Below are 17,474 nucleotides of genomic sequence, written 5' to 3' on the forward strand. Positions count from 1 at the left end.
CCCAGAGCAGATCCACCGCCAGGTGCGCATTGCAACGCTGCTCAAGTTCGCTGCCCTAGTCGCTGCCCACGCTGACGACGCCACCGGCCGCACCTGCTGGCGCGCCTACCCGGATCTGGCCCGCGGTATGGCCGTGACCGTCGAGACAGTGCGCAAGTGCTGGCGTGCCCTGGAGCGGCTTGGGCTGGCGGTTCAGGTCGAGCAGTCGGTCTGCTTCAGGTACGAGGAACGGATGCGGTTGTGGCGGAAGGGCTCGAAGCAGCGCGGCATGACCCCGGAGTACGCCCTCGTGGTGCCGGCCGCGTTCGCTCAAGCTCTGGTGACCGGCGAGCACCCGGCCGACCTGATCACACCGGCACGCGAGGCCAGCGGCTTGGGGAAGGACTGCGCACCTGCAGCGAAGCTCTCAGCTGCCCTCTCCGCTCTCCGGGCGGCCTCCCCTGTCCTGGCGGTCTCGCGTGCCATTCAGGAGCCTGCAGCGGCCCTCTCAGCTGTTCCAGGAGCCAGCCCGGCCGGTAATCCGCTGGTCGTTGCCGAGCCGGCCGCCGCCTCACAACCTGTGGATAACCCGCGCAAGCGGTCTGTGACAAAGCTTGGAAAAGTCGACATTTTGGGACTACCACGTAGTGGTACGCGACCCTCCTACAGCTCTTGTCTCGCTCTGGTCAGCCTTGTTCCTCACGGGGTGAAGTCGACCGCTTCGCGGGCTCACAAACGAGGCGGCCGCACCGATTCGGTCCGGCCGGGGGGTACCCCCGCCAGGGGGGCCGTTCACAAGTGCCAGGCGGGCCGTGGAAGCTGGTTCGGGCCGCATCGCGACATCGCGGTCTACCTGACGTCCCGCGTCCTGTGGCTGCGTGGCGTACAGCCGGGCCGGATCGCGATGCAGCTGCGCCGATTCACCGCTCCTGAGCTGCGCCGGAAGTGGCTACCGGCCGACTTCGTGACCGCATTCGACGCGATCAACCGGCGACAGGGCCGCTACTCCCCCGGTGCGAACCTGGCCAGCAGCTCGAAGTCGGATCAGGGCCACGCGGCGAGCGCTACAGCTGGTGCCGTGACGAGCCCGCCCGGACTGCTGCGGTGGTACCTCGAGCAGATCGACCCGGTGAACGACCACCCGCGGTTCGAGCTGGATCTCGAGAACGAGCGCCGGGAAGCGGCGATCGCCGCCCGGCGGGCCGAAGCTGCGCGGGCCCGGGCTGCAGCGATCCAGCTCGAGGCGAGCTCGGTTCGCGATGACTGGCGGGCCGCACGGCGAAACCTGACCGTCTCCCGGCACGGCGGCCAAGCGTGAGCGACCCCCGGTGCATCAGGGCATCCGGGGGTCGTGGTGCTGAGGGTTGGCCGGCGCCGGCCAACCTCAAGCGTCAGACGCGGTACGTCTTCGTTTTGGTGCCGACCTTGACCGCGATCTCGCATTCCGCGGCCGACTTGCCGTGCTGGCGAGCCATCCGACGCAGCAGGTCGACGCAGGCCTCCTCGTCGCCGCCGTCGATCGCGACGTCGGTGGTCTTGAGGTGGTGCGTCCGGCCGCCCTTGCCCAGCTCTCGCAGCTCAACGCGCGCCATGGTGAGGTCTCCCCTCGTCGGTGGTCTCGGGTCCATTCCAGCCGATCGGCGGCCAGAACGCTCGCCGTACCGCGCCGGGCTTGACTTCGGGGCCACGCGCGCGCACGCGCGTGCGCGCATGTGCACGCGCGCGCCTGCGCGCGTGGGGCCGGGTTTCGGCCTCTGCGTGTGAGCCGGTGAGCCGGGCCGCGTTTGCGCAGGTCAGAGGCGTATTTCGCGTGTGAGCCGGCCGTACGAGCCGGTGTGTGAGCCGCGCGGCCGCGTGAGTCGCGTGTGAGCCGGTCATCGGCCCCGCCGTGGCCCGCCTGGCAGGACGTAATCGAGCGCGACCCGGACGAGCTCGGACCGGTTCGAGCTGTACCGGGCGGCGAGCTGATCCAGGACCGCGATGTGCTGGGGCCGCGCTCGCACGTTGACCTGGACCTGCGGTTCCGAGCCGCGCGGCGTCTGCCGCTCGAACAGTCCAGAGGTGTCCGGTGCCTGGTGCTCTCGCACGAGCCGACCCAAGATGCCGGCGGACTCGGTCTTCTCGACCGCATCCAGCATCACGTTCAGCTGCGTCGAGCCCACAGCCGCACGGCGCAGGCGCGTCCGCAGCTGGAGCGGCATGTACAAAATGACCGGCTTGGTTCTGCTGCCGCCGGCCACTTCCGGAACCGGTACGACGTCATCGGCCGGGGCGACGGCCGGCGGAACAGGGGCGACGACGGGCTGGTCCGGTTCCGGGTGGCCGGCCTTCGGATCCTGGCCGGCTTCCGGCGCCGGATCCGGCACCGGCTGGTTGCGTTCCGGCCGTTCCGCCGGAACGACCGGGTCGGTCGACGACGGCAGGATCGACCGGAGCCGGTCCCGCCGGCTGGGCGCCACGTCGTACAGCTTGCCCAGATCGGCCGGCGGAAGGCCGCCGGCCGGAAGGTTCCGATCCCCGCTCACGGTTCCATCCTTTCCACTGCCTCGCGGTCCGCGATCCGGAGCAGTGCTTCCTCGGTCACACCGGCCCAGTCCGCAGCCACCTTGACGGCCGTCGACGAGACCGCACGTTCCACCTGGGCGCCAGCTGCACGCTGCCGTAGCCGCTGGAAGGTTTCCGCCTGGCTCGGCACGTAGGTCTCCAGCTCGTGCGCCAGCAAGCCGCGCTTCCGCGCGCTTTCCGCCGGTGACAGCGCGTGCCGGATCACGGTGTCGAACATCGGTTCCGCCGTTCCGAAGTCGGCGGCAATGGCGTTCCGCACGTCTTTCCGGATCGCCGTGGCCGACTCTCCCACCAGGACGAGAAGGATGCCGAGCAGCTGCAGGTCGGGGTTGATATGCCGCGCCTGCGCGAACTGTTCCGCGATCAGCCGCATGCCCTTCAGCGACGAAATGTCCGCCTGAGTCGGAATCAGCAAGTAACGGGCCGCCGCGAGCGCAGCTCGCCGGACCGACTTGACCACCGGCGGAAGGTCAATGACCACCAGGTCGTACTTCGGCGCGATCGGCGCGAGAACCCGAGCCAGCGCCAGCTCCCCCCGCGGTTCGGACATCTGCGCGGTCAGCCACGTGATCAGCGCTTCGGTGTTGTCCTTGTCGGCACCGACCAGATCGAGCCGCGGGCGGATCTGCGGGTGCGACGGAACCAGCTCCTTGCCGCGCGCGAACGCATCGAACAGCGGCGCCCCCGCCTGATCCCCCGTACCCGCCTGGGTGACACCGAGATCCTCGCTGAGGTTCGCCTGAGGGTCGAAGTCCATCAGGAGCACGTTGTGGCCGGCGTCGGCCGCCTGCCCGGCGATGTTGGCCGCTGTCGTGGTCTTCAGCACGCCGCCCTTGCCGTTGACGATCACAATCACGCGCCGGCAGGCGTGATGCAGCTGCTCGACTGACAGGTCCATGGGGTCTCCAACACGGCTATCTGAGTGGTCTCAAGGCCAGTGACTCACACAGTCGTACTGCTTGACCAGCTGGCCTGTTGCGCGTGTCGTTCCGCTTCCTGCAGCTCTTCCGGTAGTGCGGAACGCGCGGAAAACTGCAGGTCAGACGGCAGTTCAAGCCATCAAAATTCACTGCCGGAACAATTGCCGACATACGTGCTATACAAGCTGCTATACATTCAGTAGTGCAGTACTGCAGTTATCGGAGTATCGTCATCGGCATGACCACCACTACCGACACCCCAAACAAGACCGTCCGGACCACCGTCGATCTGGCACCGGAACTGCACCTCGAGCTCCGCACCTGGTGCCTTCACGCGGGCGTGCGCGCCACACAGGCCGGCGTATTGCGAGCGCTGGCCGCCCGCCTGCTGCGCGACCCCGAGTTGTCGGCTGCGATCAAGGCCGACCTGTCGCCTAGCCAGACGTGAAAGGACCCGGCGCGCGCTGGAGAGAGCACGCCGGGCCCGGATCCCCGCAGGTAAGTAAGACCACCCAAACGGAGACCCCCCCATCATGACCCAGATCGCCGACGCACCGGTCAAAGAAACCGCTGTCGCGTACTACGTCCAGGAACTGACCGAAGGCCGCGACCCTTCCGCCCTCGAGCTGGCGGAACGCTTCGGCCGCACCGACCGCTGGGCCCGGAACGTTCGCGCGGAAGGCGCGGAACGCTTCGCAGAAGCCCGGAACAACGACCGCACCACTCCGGAAAGCACCGCCGTTCCGGCTATCACCGAGCCCGTTCCGGCCGAAGCTGCCGACACGGCATCGATGACGGTTGAGCTGACACCGGAAACATCGGCGGAAATCGACCCGGAACCGGCCCCGCAGACCACTCAAGGAGTCGATGAAGAGGTTCAGGCCGGGGGAAACCCTGAGAACCTTGCCTCATTCGCCCAGAACCTGGGCCATGAGGCGACTACGCCCAGCCTGCGTCCGTCTGGCTACCCGGGGCCCCTGGGGGGCATAGAGGCGCCTACGGCCGCGCCGTCCTGGGCCGTCCAGGACCCGACGATCAGCCTCGCTCCGGAAACCGTCACCGCCGGTCCCGGAACGGTCCTCGTTCCGCCAGCCGCGCCGGTTGCTGCACCGGAACGCGAGACCGAGCCGGCCCCGGTCGCCGGAACGACCGAGCCTTCCGCTGAACCTCAAGCGGAAACCGGAACGGAAGCACCGGAAGACCCGGCCGTTCCGGGCCGGGTGGTTGCCTGGCTCGCCTTCGTCGTCGGAATCGTGGCGTCCGTCGCCGCGAACGTGCTGCACGCCGCGGACGGGGGAGCGCACGTAGCCGAACTGATCGGCGCCGCGTTCTGGCCGCTCGCATTGCTGCTGTCGATCGAGGTCCTGACCCGGATCGAGTGGCCGTCCGGCTGGCTCTGGGGAGGCGCCCGGTTCGCCGGTGTCGGCCTGGTTGGCGCGGTCGCGGCCCTGCTCAGTTACCGCCACATGGTCGGGCTGCTGACCAGCTGGGGCGAGGACGCCCTGAACGCACACGTGGGCCCCCTGGCCGTCGACGGCCTGATGCTCGTCGCCGCGACCGCCCTGCTCGCAATCACCCACCGCCGCACCCGTAGCGGCACATGACCCCTCGAACTGCTGCCGCACCCCCAAGACGGCAGCGGGCGGCCGGACCCGAGTTGGAGCCCGGCCCGGCCGCCCAGACCTCCCAACCCGCACAAGGCAAGGAGTCACCACCAATCATGTCCCACCACACCCCGGGGAACGTGCTCACCTTCCCCGCACCCCGACCCGAGCCGCGCGGCGTCGACGCCGCCGAAGTGTTCGGGCACCGCGTCCGTCCCGGGCACCGCGGCTGGCTCTGGACCATCGAGCTGGACGGCACCGAGTACCTGACCGACCGCCTGGTCGTCATCCGCACCGACCGCCTCAGCGGCCTGGACGGACAGCGGTTCGACACCCTGCAGTTCGCACCGAACAACGCCACCCGCCTCATCGAGGCCCTGGCCGCTCCACTGGCCAAGGTCCCGGCCACTGCCCGGTTCGAGGTCGACGTCATCGCCGCGCTGTACGCCGTCGGTGCCGGCATCCTCCCGCTCGCCGGCGACCGCGTGCCCGACCTGCACGCCGTCATCTACGGCGGCGAGCGCATCGGTCTCGCGACGCCGCTGCCGCGGTTCCGCGCCGACTACGCCCTTGGCGCGATCCCCGGCATCCCGCCGGGCCCCCTCGCCGTCGACCACCGGGAGGCGGCCCGATGATCACCAAGGTCAGCACCACCCCGTGCTGGGTCGTCTCGATCAACAGCGAGGGCGACGAAGGCCACTTCCCGACCGAAAAGAAGGCCGTCGAGTACGCCGACAAGTACGGCAGCGAGTACGGCGGACCTCGCCAGCTCCCAGTGCCGTGCTGGACGGCGACCTGCGACACGAAAACCTGCGACGAAGTCGAAGGCGACGAGGACGGCGACGCGATCCACATTCCCGCGCTTCACGGCCGGCACGCCGCAGCCGACCTGACCGAACTGGTCCGCGTCGGCCGCGGCCTGCAATGCCCTACGTGCCGCGACAAGACCTATCCGCCGGTCGACCCCACCCAACCGCCGGCCATCGTCACCCACGACGACGTCGCCCGCCTGATCGGGATCGTCGCGGCCCTGTCCGACCAGATCTCACCCTGGCGCGACCCCGCCACCCACCAGTTCGTCTCCCGGTTCAACACCATGACCACCCGCGTCCTGACCGCCAACGCCATGTCCGTGACCGTTCGCCCGTTCGCTCTCCAGCCCTTGCTGCCGGACATGCCGACCGCAGCCGCAACCACGGAGGTCGCCCGATGACCGCAATCGACATCCCGACGCTGCTCGAGCAGTACGCCGCCGCGCCACCGACCGACCTGTACGCCGCCACCGGTCCGGCCGACGACGTGTTCAACCAGCTCGCGCCCGACCTGGCACCGCTGTACTGGCAGGTCAACATCTCGACCCGGGGACTTCCGACCGAGATCCGCGGCCAGGTCCCGCCAGGAACCGACAACACCGACGCCACGACAACGCTGGCCGCCTGGGCAGCCAACCTCTCGCTTCCCCACACGGACCGTTCCTTGCCGGGCATGCTCGAGTACTTCGATCTACGCGACGGCTGCTACCTGGTCGTGTGGGGAATCGTCGACCAGGAGCGATGGACCAACGAGGCCCGCCGCATCGGGGTGTGGTCGGCATGACGTCGCGCCGCACCCGCGTCGAACGCACCCGCGTCACCATCCGGATCGCCCTGCTCTTCGTACTCGCGGCCGCGGCCGGCGTCCTCGCCACCACCGATCACGGATCCCGCGTCGGCTGGACCATGGCCGCTGTCTCGTTCGCCTTCACCGCCGTCTGCGTTCTCATCGCCCACCTCACCGACAAGAACGAGGTCTGACCATGACCCTCCAGATCAACACCCCCACCGAACCGGCCGCCGACCCGACGCCAACCGCGGCACCGGGTCCGGTCGACAGCGGCAAGCGCTGGGTCCTTCGCCACGAGGGCGACGGCTGGTGGTCGACCGACCGTCACTTCCCGACCTGGGAGGAGGCCAACCAGGAGGTCCGGATCGCCGTCGACGAATGGTCGACGACGTACGACCTCATCGGTCAGGTCGACTGCGACACGGACCCATGCCTGCGGAAGCGGCGGCATGCTGACATCGCCTACCGCGAGGACCAGGCACGCCTTGCTGCCGAGGAAGCCGACGCTGAGCAGGAACGTCGGCAAGCAGAAACCGCCCACCGCGACCGCCTTGTCCAGCTCCAGCTGGACAAGGCCGCGGCCGACCGTGAGCACCAGGAGCACCTGCGCGAGCTCCAGCAGGACGAAGCCGAGTACCGCAAGCGCCGACTCCAGCTCCTGATCGACGAAGCCGACCACCGCGAGCAGCTGCACCAGCTCCAGGCCGACGAAGCCGCCGATGCGGCAGCCGCTGCCCGAGCATGGCGACTCGTCGACGGCGCTCGAGCCGAAATCGGGAAGGCCGACGCGAAGGCCGGCATCGTGATCACCCTCGAGCTCGCCCTCATCGGCGCCGCCGGCAGCGGCGCGCTGGGCGCCGCAGGCCTCCTGCGGTGGGCGACCATCGCGACCCTGCTGATCGGCGTACTGGGCACGGCCTGGGCAGTGATGCCCCGGCCTCCCCGCCGTACAGCGGGGGAGGGAAGAGACCGCCTCGACTACGGCGCGATCCGCACCCTGGACCGCCCCGAGCTCGCGGCCCGGCTGAGGGGCATCGACGAGGTGGAGGCGGCCAGTGCCGAGGCCGTCACGCTGGCCCGGATCACACACGCCAAGTACACCCGGATCCGGTGGGCAATGCTCGCCGGCGCCGCCGGCATGGTCCTCGCCGCGATCACGGCCGGGATAGGAGTCGCGTGATGAGAGGTCAGCCCGAAGAAGGATCGGTGAACGAGAACACCGAGCTGGAAAGCCTGGACGGCCTGACCAGCGAAGTCCGCGATGTCCGCGCCGCCCTGGCAGACCTCACCGCCGCACTGGACGAGGTGGCCAGCTGGTCGAAGACACTGCCGGACCGCTGGGCAGGAACAGAAGGCAGCACCGCCGGACTGGACACCGCCGTCCGGGCGATCGCCGAAGCCGCGGCCAACCTGAAGCTGCCGCAGGCCGTGATCGAGCAGCTCGCCGTCCTCGAGCAGGAAGCCAACCGGGCGCGCGTACTCGGAGAAGCCGCGGCCGACGCCGGCGCCACCGGAGACTTCACCGGCTTCGCAGCGGAGGTAAGCGGCGATGGAGCTGAGGCTGATGCCAATCACGTCCAGTACGGCCCGGCCGTAGAGCTCGCGGTGCGCCAGGCGTACTCCGCTCTGGTCCACCGGGCGGGGAAGGACGGCGCCACGCCACGCTGGGTCAGCCTCGCCAAGCTGCGAGGCGAGCTGGAACACGCAGCCGTGGAAGCCGGCCGCCTGCCCTACAGCCGTGAAGCCGTCGACGCCGCACTCGAAGAACTGGCGCTCCAGCCAGGGATCCACGTGCAGGCGGAAGCCAATCAACAAGCCCTGACCGACGAGGACCATGCCGCCGCCGTCCGATTCGGTGGGTCGACACGGCACCTCCTGATGATCGAGAGCGCCGAGCGGACGACTTCCGCGCGGCGCGCGCCCCGCGCATGACGCAGTCCGAGAACCTCGAGGCGCTGATCAAGACGCTCACCCCGGGCGATGCCGAAGAGGTCCGCCGATTCGGCGCATTCCTGCAAGAGCTGGGCCCCGACCGTGCTGATCGTGAGAGGAAGCTCGCGATCTACCGCAAGCACTACCCCGAGGACGCCGATCCAGCGTCCTGACCAACCCGTACGGCGAAGGCCTCCGACCGCATCCGGTCGGAGGCCTTCATCATGCTCACACTCCCGGCGCACCGAGCGCCGATGAGTTCCACACACCTCTTGCACTTTGTAGTGAGTGGGGTCGCCGAACCGGGGTCGGGGCGCGTCGACATCGGGTTCAACTGGGATCACTTCTACCCGCTGTCCAGGACGGGCGGTCTGCACTTCGCGGCCGGGCGCGGCTGACGACCTGCCCCGGTTCCAGCCGGGTACAGGGTTGCTGTAGGCAACTACTGCCCTTGCCCGAAAGGGGGCGCGATGGCTAAGCCACGGCGTAGCGACCCCGCGGCGGCGGTGCGGATCCCGCCGGACCTGGCCGGGCCGGTCGACGTTGAGCTGGCCAAGTCGGTCGAGCAGATCCCAGGCCCGAACGCGCTGCCCGGCTCCAGTAGATATGAGCCCAAGTACGACGGCTATCGCCTCAGCATCGTTCGTCAAAACGGTGCCGCGCGGTTGTGGTCGCGGCAGCGCAACGACCTGACCGACCGGTTCCCCGACATCACGACGGCCGCCGTACGGCAGATCCCGGATGGCGCCGTACTGGACGGCGAGCTGGTGATCCTGGTCGACGGCCGGTTGTCGTTCGACGCGCTCCAGCGCCGCCTCGTGACGTCGCCGGCCAAGGCTGGGCCGCTGATCGCGTCGACGCCGGCGTCGTACGTCGCGTTCGATCTGCTCGCGATCGGCGGTGTCGACCTGCGGACCCAGCGCTGGACGGTCCGCCGCCGGCGGCTGGAAGGTCTCGCGGAGGCCTTCGTGCCGCCGCTGCAGCTGACCCCAGTCACCGACGACCTCGAGGAAGCCCGCGAGTGGTTCGACGTGCTCCCGGCCGCGATGGGCATCGAGGGCCTGGTCGTGAAAGGCGCGGCCACCCGCTACACCGGTGGCCGGTCGGGCGGCTGGCTGAAGGTGAAGCACCGCGAGACCAGAGAGATCGTGGTTGGCGGCGTGATCGGGCCGATCGCGCGCCCGGAGGTCGTGGTGGCCGGTCTGTACCGCGGTGACGACCTGGTCGTGGTCGGCCGCACCGTGCCATTGAGCCCGGCGCAGTCGCGCGAGCTCGCGGCGGTCTTGTCGCCGGCCAAGCAAGGCCACCCGTGGCCGGACGAGATCTCATCGCAGCGCTGGGGAGGCCGCGACTCCAAGAAACCCCTGACCAAAGTCGACCCGGTCGTGGTCGCTGAGGTGTCGGCCGACGCCGCCACCCAGGCCGGCCAGATCAGGCATGCGATGCGGTTCGTCCGGATCCGGGCCGACCTCACCCCCGCCGACCTCCCGGTCCTTCCGACCGACTGACCGGCCCGCAGAGTGATTCCGCCGGGGATCTAGCTGGCGTTAGCCAGGACCGCGTCGCCGTACGGCTCGAGCAGTTCGGGGTCGACGTCGGCGATCGGGTGGCAGTTGCGGCCGCCGGCCCAGGTCCAGATCAGGCCGCTGATCGGCCGCTCGTAGCCCAGCGGCCAGCCGGGACCGTCCGTCGTCGTACGGCCCATCCGCTGGGCGGCGAGGATGCAGTCGAGGAAGTCCTGCTCGTAGTACTCCCACCGGTCCTGCACCCCGCCCTGCAGCCGGATGACCGGGCCACGGTTCCCGGCGGCCATCAGACCCGGCCCGCCTGACGCAGCTCGGACGCGGGGATCCACTCGATCCGGACGCCGTTGCGGACCCGGCCGAACCACTGGCCGGCCTTCGGGTCATACAGCCACGCCTCGAGCGACCCGGCTCCCGTCCAGGTCTGCACCTCGACTGGCACGGGCGAATCCATCTTCCGGACGTGCGCGGGGGAGCGCTGCCCGTAGGCGTCGTACTGCAACTCGAGGTCCGCGGCGAGCTCGTACGCCGCCGCTTCGGTGAGCCCAGATCCGCGCTGCCCGTTCACGGAGTTGTCCCAGACCTCCCAAGACGTCTCACCGGGGCCGCCGCGCACGTTGAACCTTCCGACCATGCCTCCATGCTGCCACAGAATCGAACACATGTTCCCATGTGGGGTGATCAATTCGATCCCGTCCCGCGCACGACTTCTTGACGCTGTCCGCAGACGGCACCGCGTAACGGCCGGCGCCTCGTGACCTGGCGGGCCTTTGCCATGCCCGGATCCGCCGGGCCTCACCGCAGCTAGTCGACGAGACGCCGGCCGTACGGAAGTACGCCGTACGACCGCCCACGAGACACCGCTGCCGTCACACCGGTGAGTGGGGAGGGCCGGGGGTGGCCTGCGGTCGACGTGGTCCCCGTAGCCGTCTGCAGCGGCACCTGACGGGTACGTCGACGTGGCCTCGCCACCGAGCCCTCTACCTACAAGATGCACCAGCCAGGACCCGCCGGCCGGGTTATCCACAGCCCGATTCCGGCGGCATCAGTACCTGCGCGCTCTGGTACAACAAGCAGCTCTTCGCCGGTCCGAGACCGAGCAAGCTATACGTCTAGCCGGGCTAACTTGCGCCTTTTGGCGGGCGCCGGTGGGCGCTGACACCGTGTGACGGGTGGGTGCTGCGCTGGGCTGGGGACGACGGGGGACCGGGTGAGCGAGGACGCCGTACCGAACAAGGCCGGCGCCCAGCGCCGTCGACGGCGAGCGGTACGAGGTGACCGGCCAGCCCACCTCGATCGGCGGCGACCTGTACATGGCCGTCGTACGGCGCTCGGACGGCGGTCAGCTCACGGCGCAGCTGCAGGTCGGCCGCCGCGTCAGCTGAGGTCCGACTCCGGCCGAGCTGATCGGCCCTGACCGTAATCCGGTTGGACCGTTCTTTAAGTTTGGAACCCGACGGCTCTCTCGACGTTCGAAAACGCCTGTTTCTGCAGGGTTTTGAGCAATCACTCGCTGCGACACGCCCCGGAGATAAAGGGTTTCTGACGTGTCCGGCATGGCATCTACCCTGATGGGTGGCCCGCCGATTAGGACGGGCCGCATGCGGGCTACGCCGAGCGCTGCCGGGTCCGACTGCTCCCCTCGAAACACACATGGCAGCGATGGGGGACCCAGGAGGTTGGGGTCCGACTGTGAGTGGTCGGGTCCCTGGGGTGAAGTCCGCGGGAGTGGACCGGGCGAGATTTCCCAGCCCGAACCCGACAGCTAACTCCGTAGGCGTTTGAGGATCCGCCATGCCCAAGAACGGGCTCATGGGGCGCTTCGGCGTACCCGAAACCATGCCCGCGGCCAACGCCGCTCCGACCTGGCCGGTGCCACGTCCACCGTGTCTCAGCACGCCCACGCCCACCGGTACGCCGTGCCCGCCGCCGGTCGCCGAAGGGCCCAGAAAAAAAGTTGCCCGGCAGTTGGGGGGTAATCGGGACAAGTGCATATACGAGGGGGTGACCCCGACGGAGTCGTGGTCTCTCCCGACGAAAGAGGCAGGTCATGGAATCCGGTGAGGCGGATGCGCTGGCGAAGCAGCCAGTGGCCGTCGCACCGTTACAACCGGAGGTAGGTGCCGGTCTCGTCCCTCAATGGGCCAAGGCGGCATCAGCGTTCAGGAACGCCGACCACGTCGATCGGCTGCAGGCCGACTACGCGTTGGTCCTCGAGCTCGGCTGGCGGAACTTCGAAGGCCCGGACTACGACTACTTCCAGAGCGAGATGGTGAAGTACGCCGTCGCGGTGCTGACGTCGTGGATCCGGAAGCGGACGATCTTTCACTACTGCCGGCAGCGTGGCCACGGCGGTCTGCCGGCAGCGCCGGCCAACGCGTTCGACGACGCCGGCCTCGTCGAGGACCTGGTCATGGAGACGGTCGGCCGGGCGCTGGTCACGTTCCGCGACTACGTTCTGGTACCTGGCCGCTGGGACTACCGCCGGGGTGCGTCCCTGCGGACGTACTTCATCGGGCAGTGCCTGATCCAGTTCGCCAACGTGTACCAGTCCTGGCGTCGCCACGACGCCGACCGGATCGAAGCGTTACCGGTGGAGGAGCCTCGGGAGTTTCTTCAACGGCACGACCCCGGCCCGGAAGAACTCGTGGTCCAGCAGCAGTACACCGGAGCGCTCCTGAAGGGCATGAAGCCGCGGGATCGACAGATCTTCACCATGATCAGCATGGGCATCACCCACGTGAAGATCGCCGAACGACTCGGGGTCACACCGAAAACGGTCGAGCGGGTGGTAGCGAACCACCGCGATCGGCTGCGGAGGGAAAGGGGAGCATGAGCGATTCGTTCAGCAAGAAGGTCGAGAGGTCGTCGTTCGGTACTCCGGCAGCACGAGCTGCCCGGGAGACCGTGTCGACTACGCGGGCCGCGGCGGTAGTCGCCCGGGCCGCGCAGATCCGCCAAAAAAGTTCGAACCGGGATGGGGGGTAATCGCGGTTTCTGCATATAGACCAAGGGTGTTCGAGCCGGATTCAACGGGAATCCGGACAGCATCAGGAAGGGCCACAACCATGGCCAAGAACACCGGAAACAACCACCGCCAGGGCGCCGTCACCGGACGGTCGCAGACCCGCACCCCGAGCGGCGGGTGGGTCAAGCGCGACACCAGCACCGGGCGGTTCATGGACGGCAAGGCCGACGGCAAGCCGTTCAAGGGTGTCCGCCGGGAGGACTGACCGCTCTCCACTGACGTAGCCCAGCTGGGCCCCGAGGACGCCGAAACCGTCCTCGGGGCCCAGCGCCAGTCTGCACACCCCGCCCGGGTGTAGACGACGCGGGTCCATCCCTGCTCGACTACCCGCCCAAAGAAACCTCTACATACGGCCTACGCGGGGGGAGCAAACCGAAAAAATGACCCCCCGCGACGTCTCCGGCCACGGCGCCGGGCAGGCCCGGAGCAAGAACGAGTGGCTCCAGCTCGCCCGGCAAGCCGTCCTGGACCTGGTCGACGACCAGCTGGCGGTCGCCCACGCCGAACTCGAAGCGCGCTTGTGCGAGCACGGGGTGGTGTACGACGGCCAGAAGGATCGGCTGCACTCCCACATCATCACCGAGGCCGTTCAAGGTCTACGGAACTTGCACGCCCTCGACGAGGTCACCCACACCACCAGAGGCAGCCGGGCGGTGAAACTGCTGGTCCCGGCCGACCGCAGGCTCCGCCGTACCGAGATCAACAAGGCGATCTCGCGCAAGGGCATGCTGTACGCCCGGTTCTTCAACCTGTCGACCACGACCGGTGAGGCCGGCGAACGGGTACTGCGGCACTCACTGTCGATCGCCGGCCCGCACGTGATCCCCATGGAGAAGGGCTTCGGTGAGGTCCGCACCACCATGGGGGTCAAGCTGTACGGCGCGCTGGACTCTGGTGCCTGGCTCCACTCGATCGACGACGAAGGTCTGCCCCGGCGTCCCTTCGCGCTTCCGATCGAGATGAAGAACCGCCGCCAGTGGTTCTACCCGATCCACAAAGAGGTGTACCAGCTACTGGGCAAGGCCGCCGTACTCCAGATGAAGCACCCGACCCAGCCGATGGTCCCGATCTTCGTCTGCCGGACCGCGCACCCCTGGCTCGCCTGGATGGCCAAAGACCTCGGCTTCCTCGTGACCACCAACCGCCGGCAGTTCGCCACGCTCCCGCACAAAATGACCCCAAAGCTGTTCGAGGAGCTGCGGACCGAACTCGCCTTGTCGGACCTGACGCTGGTCACGGAGGAATCGCTGCCCAGCATCCAAAAGTTCTTCCAGGAGACGATCATCAAGCAGGCGGCGCGGGCGGCCCCGCGGTGGGCAGCCGCCGCGGCCACCGTCGAGCCGTTCGCGACCAGGCTCCGCACCGAGAACATCCCGCCGGCCGATCGGCTCAACCTGGTCCGCGAGCTTCGCCAGGAGCTCGAGTTCGTCATGCCGAAGGCCGGCTTCAAGGAGCCCCTGCTCGGCTGGTCACTCCCCGACCAGGAGGAGTGGCAAGACGAGCTCGACGACGAGGGCTGGTCGCAGGACGACATCGACTCCCTATAGACCCGGCCCACAACCCCCACGCCAAGACCTTGGAGACCCTGTTGACCAACTTCTTCGTCCCTCCGATTCCCGGCTGGGAGCAATCGTCCGACGAGGAGCGGTACGCCGAACTGGCCCGCTTCGCCCGCGTGAGCCCGGCGCCGGCCGGGCAGCGCATCGCCCGCATCGTGTACGACCACGACGGCTACACCTACACCGCCGAAGTCGGCCGGACACTGATTGGCCAGCGCCGCGTCATGCGCATCCGCAACAAGCAGAAGCGCGAAGTCATCGAGCGCGACTCCGACGCCGCGATGGTCCTGGCCATCTTCGCCGGCACACCGCATCTCGTCGTGACCAACAAAGGCCTGGGCGCACGCAGCCACTGGGACAACCCCTTCATGGCGACCGCCAAGGAGCAGACCTACTTCGACAGCTGATCTGCTGTGCAGACATGCGACCGGGCCCCCTGCAGGAACAGGAGGCCCGGGTGTGTCCCGAGTGCACCCAGGCAGAGCACAACTCGTGGATTCGCTGGCTGACAGGTAGGACCCGACAGCGGGCGTGTGTAGATCTTGGATCGCGCTCGGTGACCTGTACGTATAGGTGGACAGGTCCGGACAGCCGGAAAGTGTCCGGGTTGTATTTCCGCAGGTCAGAGCCCTGAACACCGGAGTTCTTGCAACAACCTGGTGCGTAGTTGTCGTTTTTGAATCCGATCGGACGGCCTTGTTCGGACTCCGGTCCGAGAGATGCGGACAACTACATGTGGTGGTTCGGCAACTACAAATCTCCCCCAAATAGTGGTCGGGAAGCTGTCGCCTTCACTAGATTGAGAGCTGCTCCAGACAGCCCGTGGCAGGAACCACGGGGTGCCGCACTGAAGCACTTTTTCGCCCGAAACCCAGGCATACGCGTCCCGCCGTCCCGGGGCCGAGCACACCTCACAGAACGGACTACGCGGATGTCTCGCACCTCCCTCCCCCCGGCCTTACCCGACCCGCGTGACGACTGGCGCAAGCTCCCGCCGCGGCTGCTGATCCTGGTGGTCTGGCTGCGCTGCGCCGGCTACCTGGGCGCACTCGCCGGTGCTCTCGTACTGCTCCTGCACGGCCTGCCGCTGGAGACCGCCGTCGGCTACGCCACGGCGATCGCCTTCGCCGGTGCGGTGGCCGGCGCGCAGATGACGGCCGGCTTGGTGCCGGTCCGGCTCCGCACCATCCGGTAAAGGCCGGTGGGCCGTCCCGAGATCTCGCTCGACGACTGTCCGCTTCACCTCCGTCAAGTGGCGGAGGCGATGCGGGCAGTCCGCGAGTCCGCGGATCTCAGCCTCGAGCAGCTCGCCGAGATGACGCACTACTCGCCGAGCGCGTTGTCGCGCGCGACCAGAGGCAAGACACTCCCGTCGAAGCGCCTGATGCTGGAGTTCGTGAAGGCGTGCGGCGCACCCAACCTGGAGATGTGGGAGGTCATCTGGCACGAGGCCAAGCAGGCCGACAAGCGGTACCGCAAGTCCCTCGACAGACCCGGCGAACCCACGGATGCCCCGAACGCTGCCGCAGACGTGCGGCCGTCTCGGACCGGCTCGGGTCAGGGCGACCAGCAAGAGATCCAGGTCTACGCGCCGACGATCAGCATGCTCCTGCAGCAAGCCGAGACACCCGAGGACCTGGTCCAGGCCGTCCGCGCCTTGGGGCAGCGGGCCAACCGGACATCGCTGCGGAAGATGGCTGAGGTCAGCTCGGTCAAGAAGTCGACGATCCAGGACTGGCTGACCGGAAAAAGTCGGCCGACCCGGCTCGACGACCTGATCATTGGGCTAGGGGCAACCGCATCCGAGCAGCGGAACTTCGCCCAGTGCATGGAGCGGGTGTGGTCTCGCAGCAAGCCCGTGCTGATGCCGGCGCCGGCCGGGCTGGTCTACTCCCAGGAGCTGAGCGAGAAGTACGGCAAGCACTGTTTCCTGCTGACGGTCGGGCTGTACGACCGCAACCTGGTGTCCGGAATGGTCCAGGCCCGACGCCGGCCCGCGGGGGTGCTGGGAATCAGCGTCAGCCCGTTCCACGGCATGGGCGCAAAGGACGTAGCGGCGATCCCGTCACTTCGCCGGCGCTCGACCTTCTCGATCGGCATCTGGATCGACGACCTCAACGCGGCGGCGGGCGTCAACATGGCCCTGGACATCATGATGACGACGTCGGAGGGCGAGCGGCCCTGGTACGAACGGCTGCGTGTCCAACTGCCGCTCGGACCGCGGTTCACGGCGCGCGCGGAACAGCAGGCCGCTGTCCTGCGTCGATCGATACCTCCCGACCTTCACCGAGATGACAAGGCGCTCCCGAAGTCCACCTACCCTGGCGTGACCGTCGTACGACGGTTCGAGGCCCAGCCCCCGCCGCCGACCGGCGAGAAGCGTGCCAAGCACCGGCGCCCCCGCAGGAACATCCTGCGGAAGCTCTTCCCCGGGGGCGGCTGATGCTTTCGGAAACGTCCGTGATCGTTCGCCTACCGGTAGGTACGAAAGGGTGCGCCGACGGGGCGCTACGGAGGCGTCAATGTTGCCCAATGCAACATGTTGAGTACGGAAGTCGTGCCCTGAGTATCCTTTCTGTATACCGAAAACTACTCAGGGTTACCATGGGTTGAACCTTCTCCCGTGTAAATGTTACTCTTCGTATTGCCATCTGGATTCAAAATCAGATGGTGAGCGGTTTCCTGTAACGCTTGCGCCAACGCCACCGATGTGGGGTAATAGCGAGTGTTCGCTCTGATCGCTACGATCTCCGCGGACAGGA

General features: G+C 68.1%; 23 protein-coding genes and 1 riboswitch. Of the genes, 18 read left to right on the forward strand and 5 right to left on the reverse strand.

Translation table 11 applies throughout. From position 1 onward, the window contains the following. A partial coding sequence (locus ABZS29_RS38390) for a hypothetical protein (protein ID WP_355469987.1) occupies positions 1-1,297 on the forward strand: 1,297 nt, incomplete at its 5' end. 73 nt (positions 1,298-1,370) lie between these two features. Here the strand turns inward: ABZS29_RS38390 and ABZS29_RS38395 are convergent. The 3 genes from ABZS29_RS38395 to ABZS29_RS38405 all read right to left on the reverse strand — a co-directional run bounded on the left by ABZS29_RS38395 (position 1,371) and on the right by ABZS29_RS38405 (position 3,442). Further along, complete coding sequence (locus ABZS29_RS38395) at positions 1,371-1,571, reverse strand: hypothetical protein (protein ID WP_355469988.1); 201 nt, start codon at positions 1,569-1,571, stop codon at positions 1,371-1,373. Positions 1,572-1,853: 282 nt separating this feature from the next. Further along, positions 1,854-2,504 carry a hypothetical protein gene (locus ABZS29_RS38400; protein ID WP_355469989.1) on the reverse strand — a complete coding sequence of 217 codons (651 nt, stop codon included), beginning with the start codon at positions 2,502-2,504 and terminating at the stop codon, positions 1,854-1,856. Continuing rightward, a complete protein-coding gene (locus tag ABZS29_RS38405) occupies positions 2,501-3,442 on the reverse strand; it encodes a ParA family protein (protein ID WP_355469990.1) in 942 nt (313 codons plus the stop codon). Before ABZS29_RS38405 ends, ABZS29_RS38400 begins: the two co-directional genes overlap by 4 nt. A gap of 260 nt (positions 3,443-3,702) precedes the next feature. Between ABZS29_RS38405 and ABZS29_RS38410 the strand changes: the two genes are divergently transcribed. The 11 genes from ABZS29_RS38410 to ABZS29_RS38460 all read left to right on the forward strand — a co-directional run bounded on the left by ABZS29_RS38410 (position 3,703) and on the right by ABZS29_RS38460 (position 10,110). Next, positions 3,703-3,912 (forward strand): hypothetical protein, encoded by a 210-nt coding sequence (locus ABZS29_RS38410; RefSeq protein WP_355469991.1) that lies wholly within the window; start codon positions 3,703-3,705, stop codon positions 3,910-3,912. Between the two features lie 85 nt (positions 3,913-3,997). After that, a complete protein-coding gene (locus ABZS29_RS38415; protein ID WP_355469992.1) occupies positions 3,998-5,068 on the forward strand; it encodes a DUF2637 domain-containing protein in 1,071 nt (356 codons plus the stop codon). Between the two features lie 116 nt (positions 5,069-5,184). Next, positions 5,185-5,703, forward strand: a complete 519-nt coding sequence (locus ABZS29_RS38420) for a hypothetical protein (RefSeq protein ID WP_355469993.1) — start codon at positions 5,185-5,187, stop codon at positions 5,701-5,703. After that, positions 5,700-6,281, forward strand: coding sequence for a hypothetical protein (locus ABZS29_RS38425; RefSeq protein ID WP_355469994.1), 582 nt, complete (start codon positions 5,700-5,702; stop codon positions 6,279-6,281). Before ABZS29_RS38420 ends, ABZS29_RS38425 begins: the two co-directional genes overlap by 4 nt. Next, a complete protein-coding gene (locus ABZS29_RS38430) occupies positions 6,278-6,664 on the forward strand; it encodes a hypothetical protein (RefSeq protein ID WP_355469995.1) in 387 nt (128 codons plus the stop codon). Before ABZS29_RS38425 ends, ABZS29_RS38430 begins: the two co-directional genes overlap by 4 nt. Beyond that, complete coding sequence (locus ABZS29_RS38435) at positions 6,661-6,861, forward strand: hypothetical protein (protein WP_355469996.1); 201 nt, start codon at positions 6,661-6,663, stop codon at positions 6,859-6,861. The genes ABZS29_RS38430 and ABZS29_RS38435 overlap by 4 nt, the downstream gene beginning before the upstream one ends. 2 nt (positions 6,862-6,863) lie before the next feature. Beyond that, complete coding sequence (locus tag ABZS29_RS38440; RefSeq protein ID WP_355469997.1) at positions 6,864-7,850, forward strand: Pycsar system effector family protein; 987 nt, start codon at positions 6,864-6,866, stop codon at positions 7,848-7,850. A gap of 26 nt (positions 7,851-7,876) precedes the next feature. Beyond that, entirely contained in the window at positions 7,877-8,602 is a 726-nt protein-coding gene (locus ABZS29_RS38445; RefSeq protein ID WP_355469998.1) for a hypothetical protein, read from the forward strand. Then, entirely contained in the window at positions 8,599-8,775 is a 177-nt protein-coding gene (locus ABZS29_RS38450; RefSeq protein WP_355469999.1) for a hypothetical protein, read from the forward strand. Before ABZS29_RS38445 ends, ABZS29_RS38450 begins: the two co-directional genes overlap by 4 nt. A gap of 81 nt (positions 8,776-8,856) precedes the next feature. After that, on the forward strand, positions 8,857-9,000 hold the full coding sequence (locus ABZS29_RS38455; protein ID WP_355470000.1) for a hypothetical protein: 144 nt from the start codon (positions 8,857-8,859) through the stop codon (positions 8,998-9,000). A gap of 72 nt (positions 9,001-9,072) precedes the next feature. Continuing rightward, positions 9,073-10,110 carry an ATP-dependent DNA ligase gene (locus ABZS29_RS38460; protein WP_355470001.1) on the forward strand — a complete coding sequence of 346 codons (1,038 nt, stop codon included), beginning with the start codon at positions 9,073-9,075 and terminating at the stop codon, positions 10,108-10,110. Positions 10,111-10,139: 29 nt separating this feature from the next. On the opposite strand, the gene ABZS29_RS38465 is transcribed toward ABZS29_RS38460, so the two are convergent. Next, positions 10,140-10,415: a hypothetical protein gene (locus tag ABZS29_RS38465; RefSeq protein ID WP_355470002.1), complete on the reverse strand. Its 276-nt coding sequence runs from the start codon at positions 10,413-10,415 to the stop codon at positions 10,140-10,142. Then, positions 10,415-10,759, reverse strand: a complete 345-nt coding sequence (locus tag ABZS29_RS38470) for a hypothetical protein (protein WP_355470003.1) — start codon at positions 10,757-10,759, stop codon at positions 10,415-10,417. Before ABZS29_RS38470 ends, ABZS29_RS38465 begins: the two co-directional genes overlap by 1 nt. Before the next feature lie 996 nt (positions 10,760-11,755). Further along, a riboswitch (cyclic di-AMP (ydaO/yuaA leader) is annotated at positions 11,756-11,920 on the forward strand. A gap of 255 nt (positions 11,921-12,175) precedes the next feature. Here ABZS29_RS38470 and ABZS29_RS38475 point away from each other — a divergent pair. The 6 genes from ABZS29_RS38475 to ABZS29_RS38500 all read left to right on the forward strand — a co-directional run bounded on the left by ABZS29_RS38475 (position 12,176) and on the right by ABZS29_RS38500 (position 17,155). Beyond that, positions 12,176-12,961 (forward strand): hypothetical protein, encoded by a 786-nt coding sequence (locus ABZS29_RS38475; protein ID WP_355470004.1) that lies wholly within the window; start codon positions 12,176-12,178, stop codon positions 12,959-12,961. Positions 12,962-13,193: 232 nt separating this feature from the next. After that, positions 13,194-13,358 (forward strand): hypothetical protein, encoded by a 165-nt coding sequence (locus tag ABZS29_RS38480; RefSeq protein ID WP_355470005.1) that lies wholly within the window; start codon positions 13,194-13,196, stop codon positions 13,356-13,358. A gap of 175 nt (positions 13,359-13,533) precedes the next feature. Next, positions 13,534-14,700, forward strand: a complete 1,167-nt coding sequence (locus ABZS29_RS38485; RefSeq protein WP_355470006.1) for a hypothetical protein — start codon at positions 13,534-13,536, stop codon at positions 14,698-14,700. Between the two features lie 29 nt (positions 14,701-14,729). After that, positions 14,730-15,119, forward strand: coding sequence for a hypothetical protein (locus ABZS29_RS38490; protein ID WP_355470007.1), 390 nt, complete (start codon positions 14,730-14,732; stop codon positions 15,117-15,119). 524 nt (positions 15,120-15,643) lie between these two features. Further along, on the forward strand, positions 15,644-15,907 hold the full coding sequence (locus ABZS29_RS38495) for a hypothetical protein (protein WP_355470008.1): 264 nt from the start codon (positions 15,644-15,646) through the stop codon (positions 15,905-15,907). A 57-nt stretch (positions 15,908-15,964) separates the two neighbouring features. After that, positions 15,965-17,155: a helix-turn-helix transcriptional regulator gene (locus ABZS29_RS38500; protein WP_355470009.1), complete on the forward strand. Its 1,191-nt coding sequence runs from the start codon at positions 15,965-15,967 to the stop codon at positions 17,153-17,155. Positions 17,156-17,474: the final 319 nt, after the last annotated feature.

Origin of the sequence: Kribbella sp. NPDC005582 (assembly GCF_040605415.1) — a bacterium.
Classification (GTDB): domain Bacteria; phylum Actinomycetota; class Actinomycetes; order Propionibacteriales; family Kribbellaceae; genus Kribbella.

Excerpts from the sequence above, each read along its gene's own strand:
- ABZS29_RS38395 (WP_355469988.1), bottom strand. The coding sequence starts at position 1,571 with ATGGCGCGCGTTGAGCTGCGAGAGCTGGGCAAGGGCGGCCGGACGCAC.
- ABZS29_RS38480 (WP_355470005.1), top strand. The coding sequence starts at position 13,194 with ATGGCCAAGAACACCGGAAACAACCACCGCCAGGGCGCCGTCACCGGA.
- ABZS29_RS38470 (WP_355470003.1), bottom strand. The coding sequence starts at position 10,759 with ATGGTCGGAAGGTTCAACGTGCGCGGCGGCCCCGGTGAGACGTCTTGG.
- ABZS29_RS38415 (WP_355469992.1), top strand. The coding sequence starts at position 3,998 with ATGACCCAGATCGCCGACGCACCGGTCAAAGAAACCGCTGTCGCGTAC.
- ABZS29_RS38450 (WP_355469999.1), top strand. The coding sequence starts at position 8,599 with ATGACGCAGTCCGAGAACCTCGAGGCGCTGATCAAGACGCTCACCCCG.
- ABZS29_RS38465 (WP_355470002.1), bottom strand. The coding sequence starts at position 10,415 with ATGGCCGCCGGGAACCGTGGCCCGGTCATCCGGCTGCAGGGCGGGGTG.
- ABZS29_RS38410 (WP_355469991.1), top strand. The coding sequence starts at position 3,703 with ATGACCACCACTACCGACACCCCAAACAAGACCGTCCGGACCACCGTC.
- ABZS29_RS38495 (WP_355470008.1), top strand. The coding sequence starts at position 15,644 with ATGTCTCGCACCTCCCTCCCCCCGGCCTTACCCGACCCGCGTGACGAC.
- ABZS29_RS38485 (WP_355470006.1), top strand. The coding sequence starts at position 13,534 with ATGACCCCCCGCGACGTCTCCGGCCACGGCGCCGGGCAGGCCCGGAGC.
- ABZS29_RS38435 (WP_355469996.1), top strand. The coding sequence starts at position 6,661 with ATGACGTCGCGCCGCACCCGCGTCGAACGCACCCGCGTCACCATCCGG.
- ABZS29_RS38440 (WP_355469997.1), top strand. The coding sequence starts at position 6,864 with ATGACCCTCCAGATCAACACCCCCACCGAACCGGCCGCCGACCCGACG.
- ABZS29_RS38425 (WP_355469994.1), top strand. The coding sequence starts at position 5,700 with ATGATCACCAAGGTCAGCACCACCCCGTGCTGGGTCGTCTCGATCAAC.
- ABZS29_RS38455 (WP_355470000.1), top strand. The coding sequence starts at position 8,857 with ATGAGTTCCACACACCTCTTGCACTTTGTAGTGAGTGGGGTCGCCGAA.
- ABZS29_RS38460 (WP_355470001.1), top strand. The coding sequence starts at position 9,073 with ATGGCTAAGCCACGGCGTAGCGACCCCGCGGCGGCGGTGCGGATCCCG.
- ABZS29_RS38420 (WP_355469993.1), top strand. The coding sequence starts at position 5,185 with ATGTCCCACCACACCCCGGGGAACGTGCTCACCTTCCCCGCACCCCGA.
- ABZS29_RS38475 (WP_355470004.1), top strand. The coding sequence starts at position 12,176 with ATGGAATCCGGTGAGGCGGATGCGCTGGCGAAGCAGCCAGTGGCCGTC.
- ABZS29_RS38405 (WP_355469990.1), bottom strand. The coding sequence starts at position 3,442 with ATGGACCTGTCAGTCGAGCAGCTGCATCACGCCTGCCGGCGCGTGATT.
- ABZS29_RS38430 (WP_355469995.1), top strand. The coding sequence starts at position 6,278 with ATGACCGCAATCGACATCCCGACGCTGCTCGAGCAGTACGCCGCCGCG.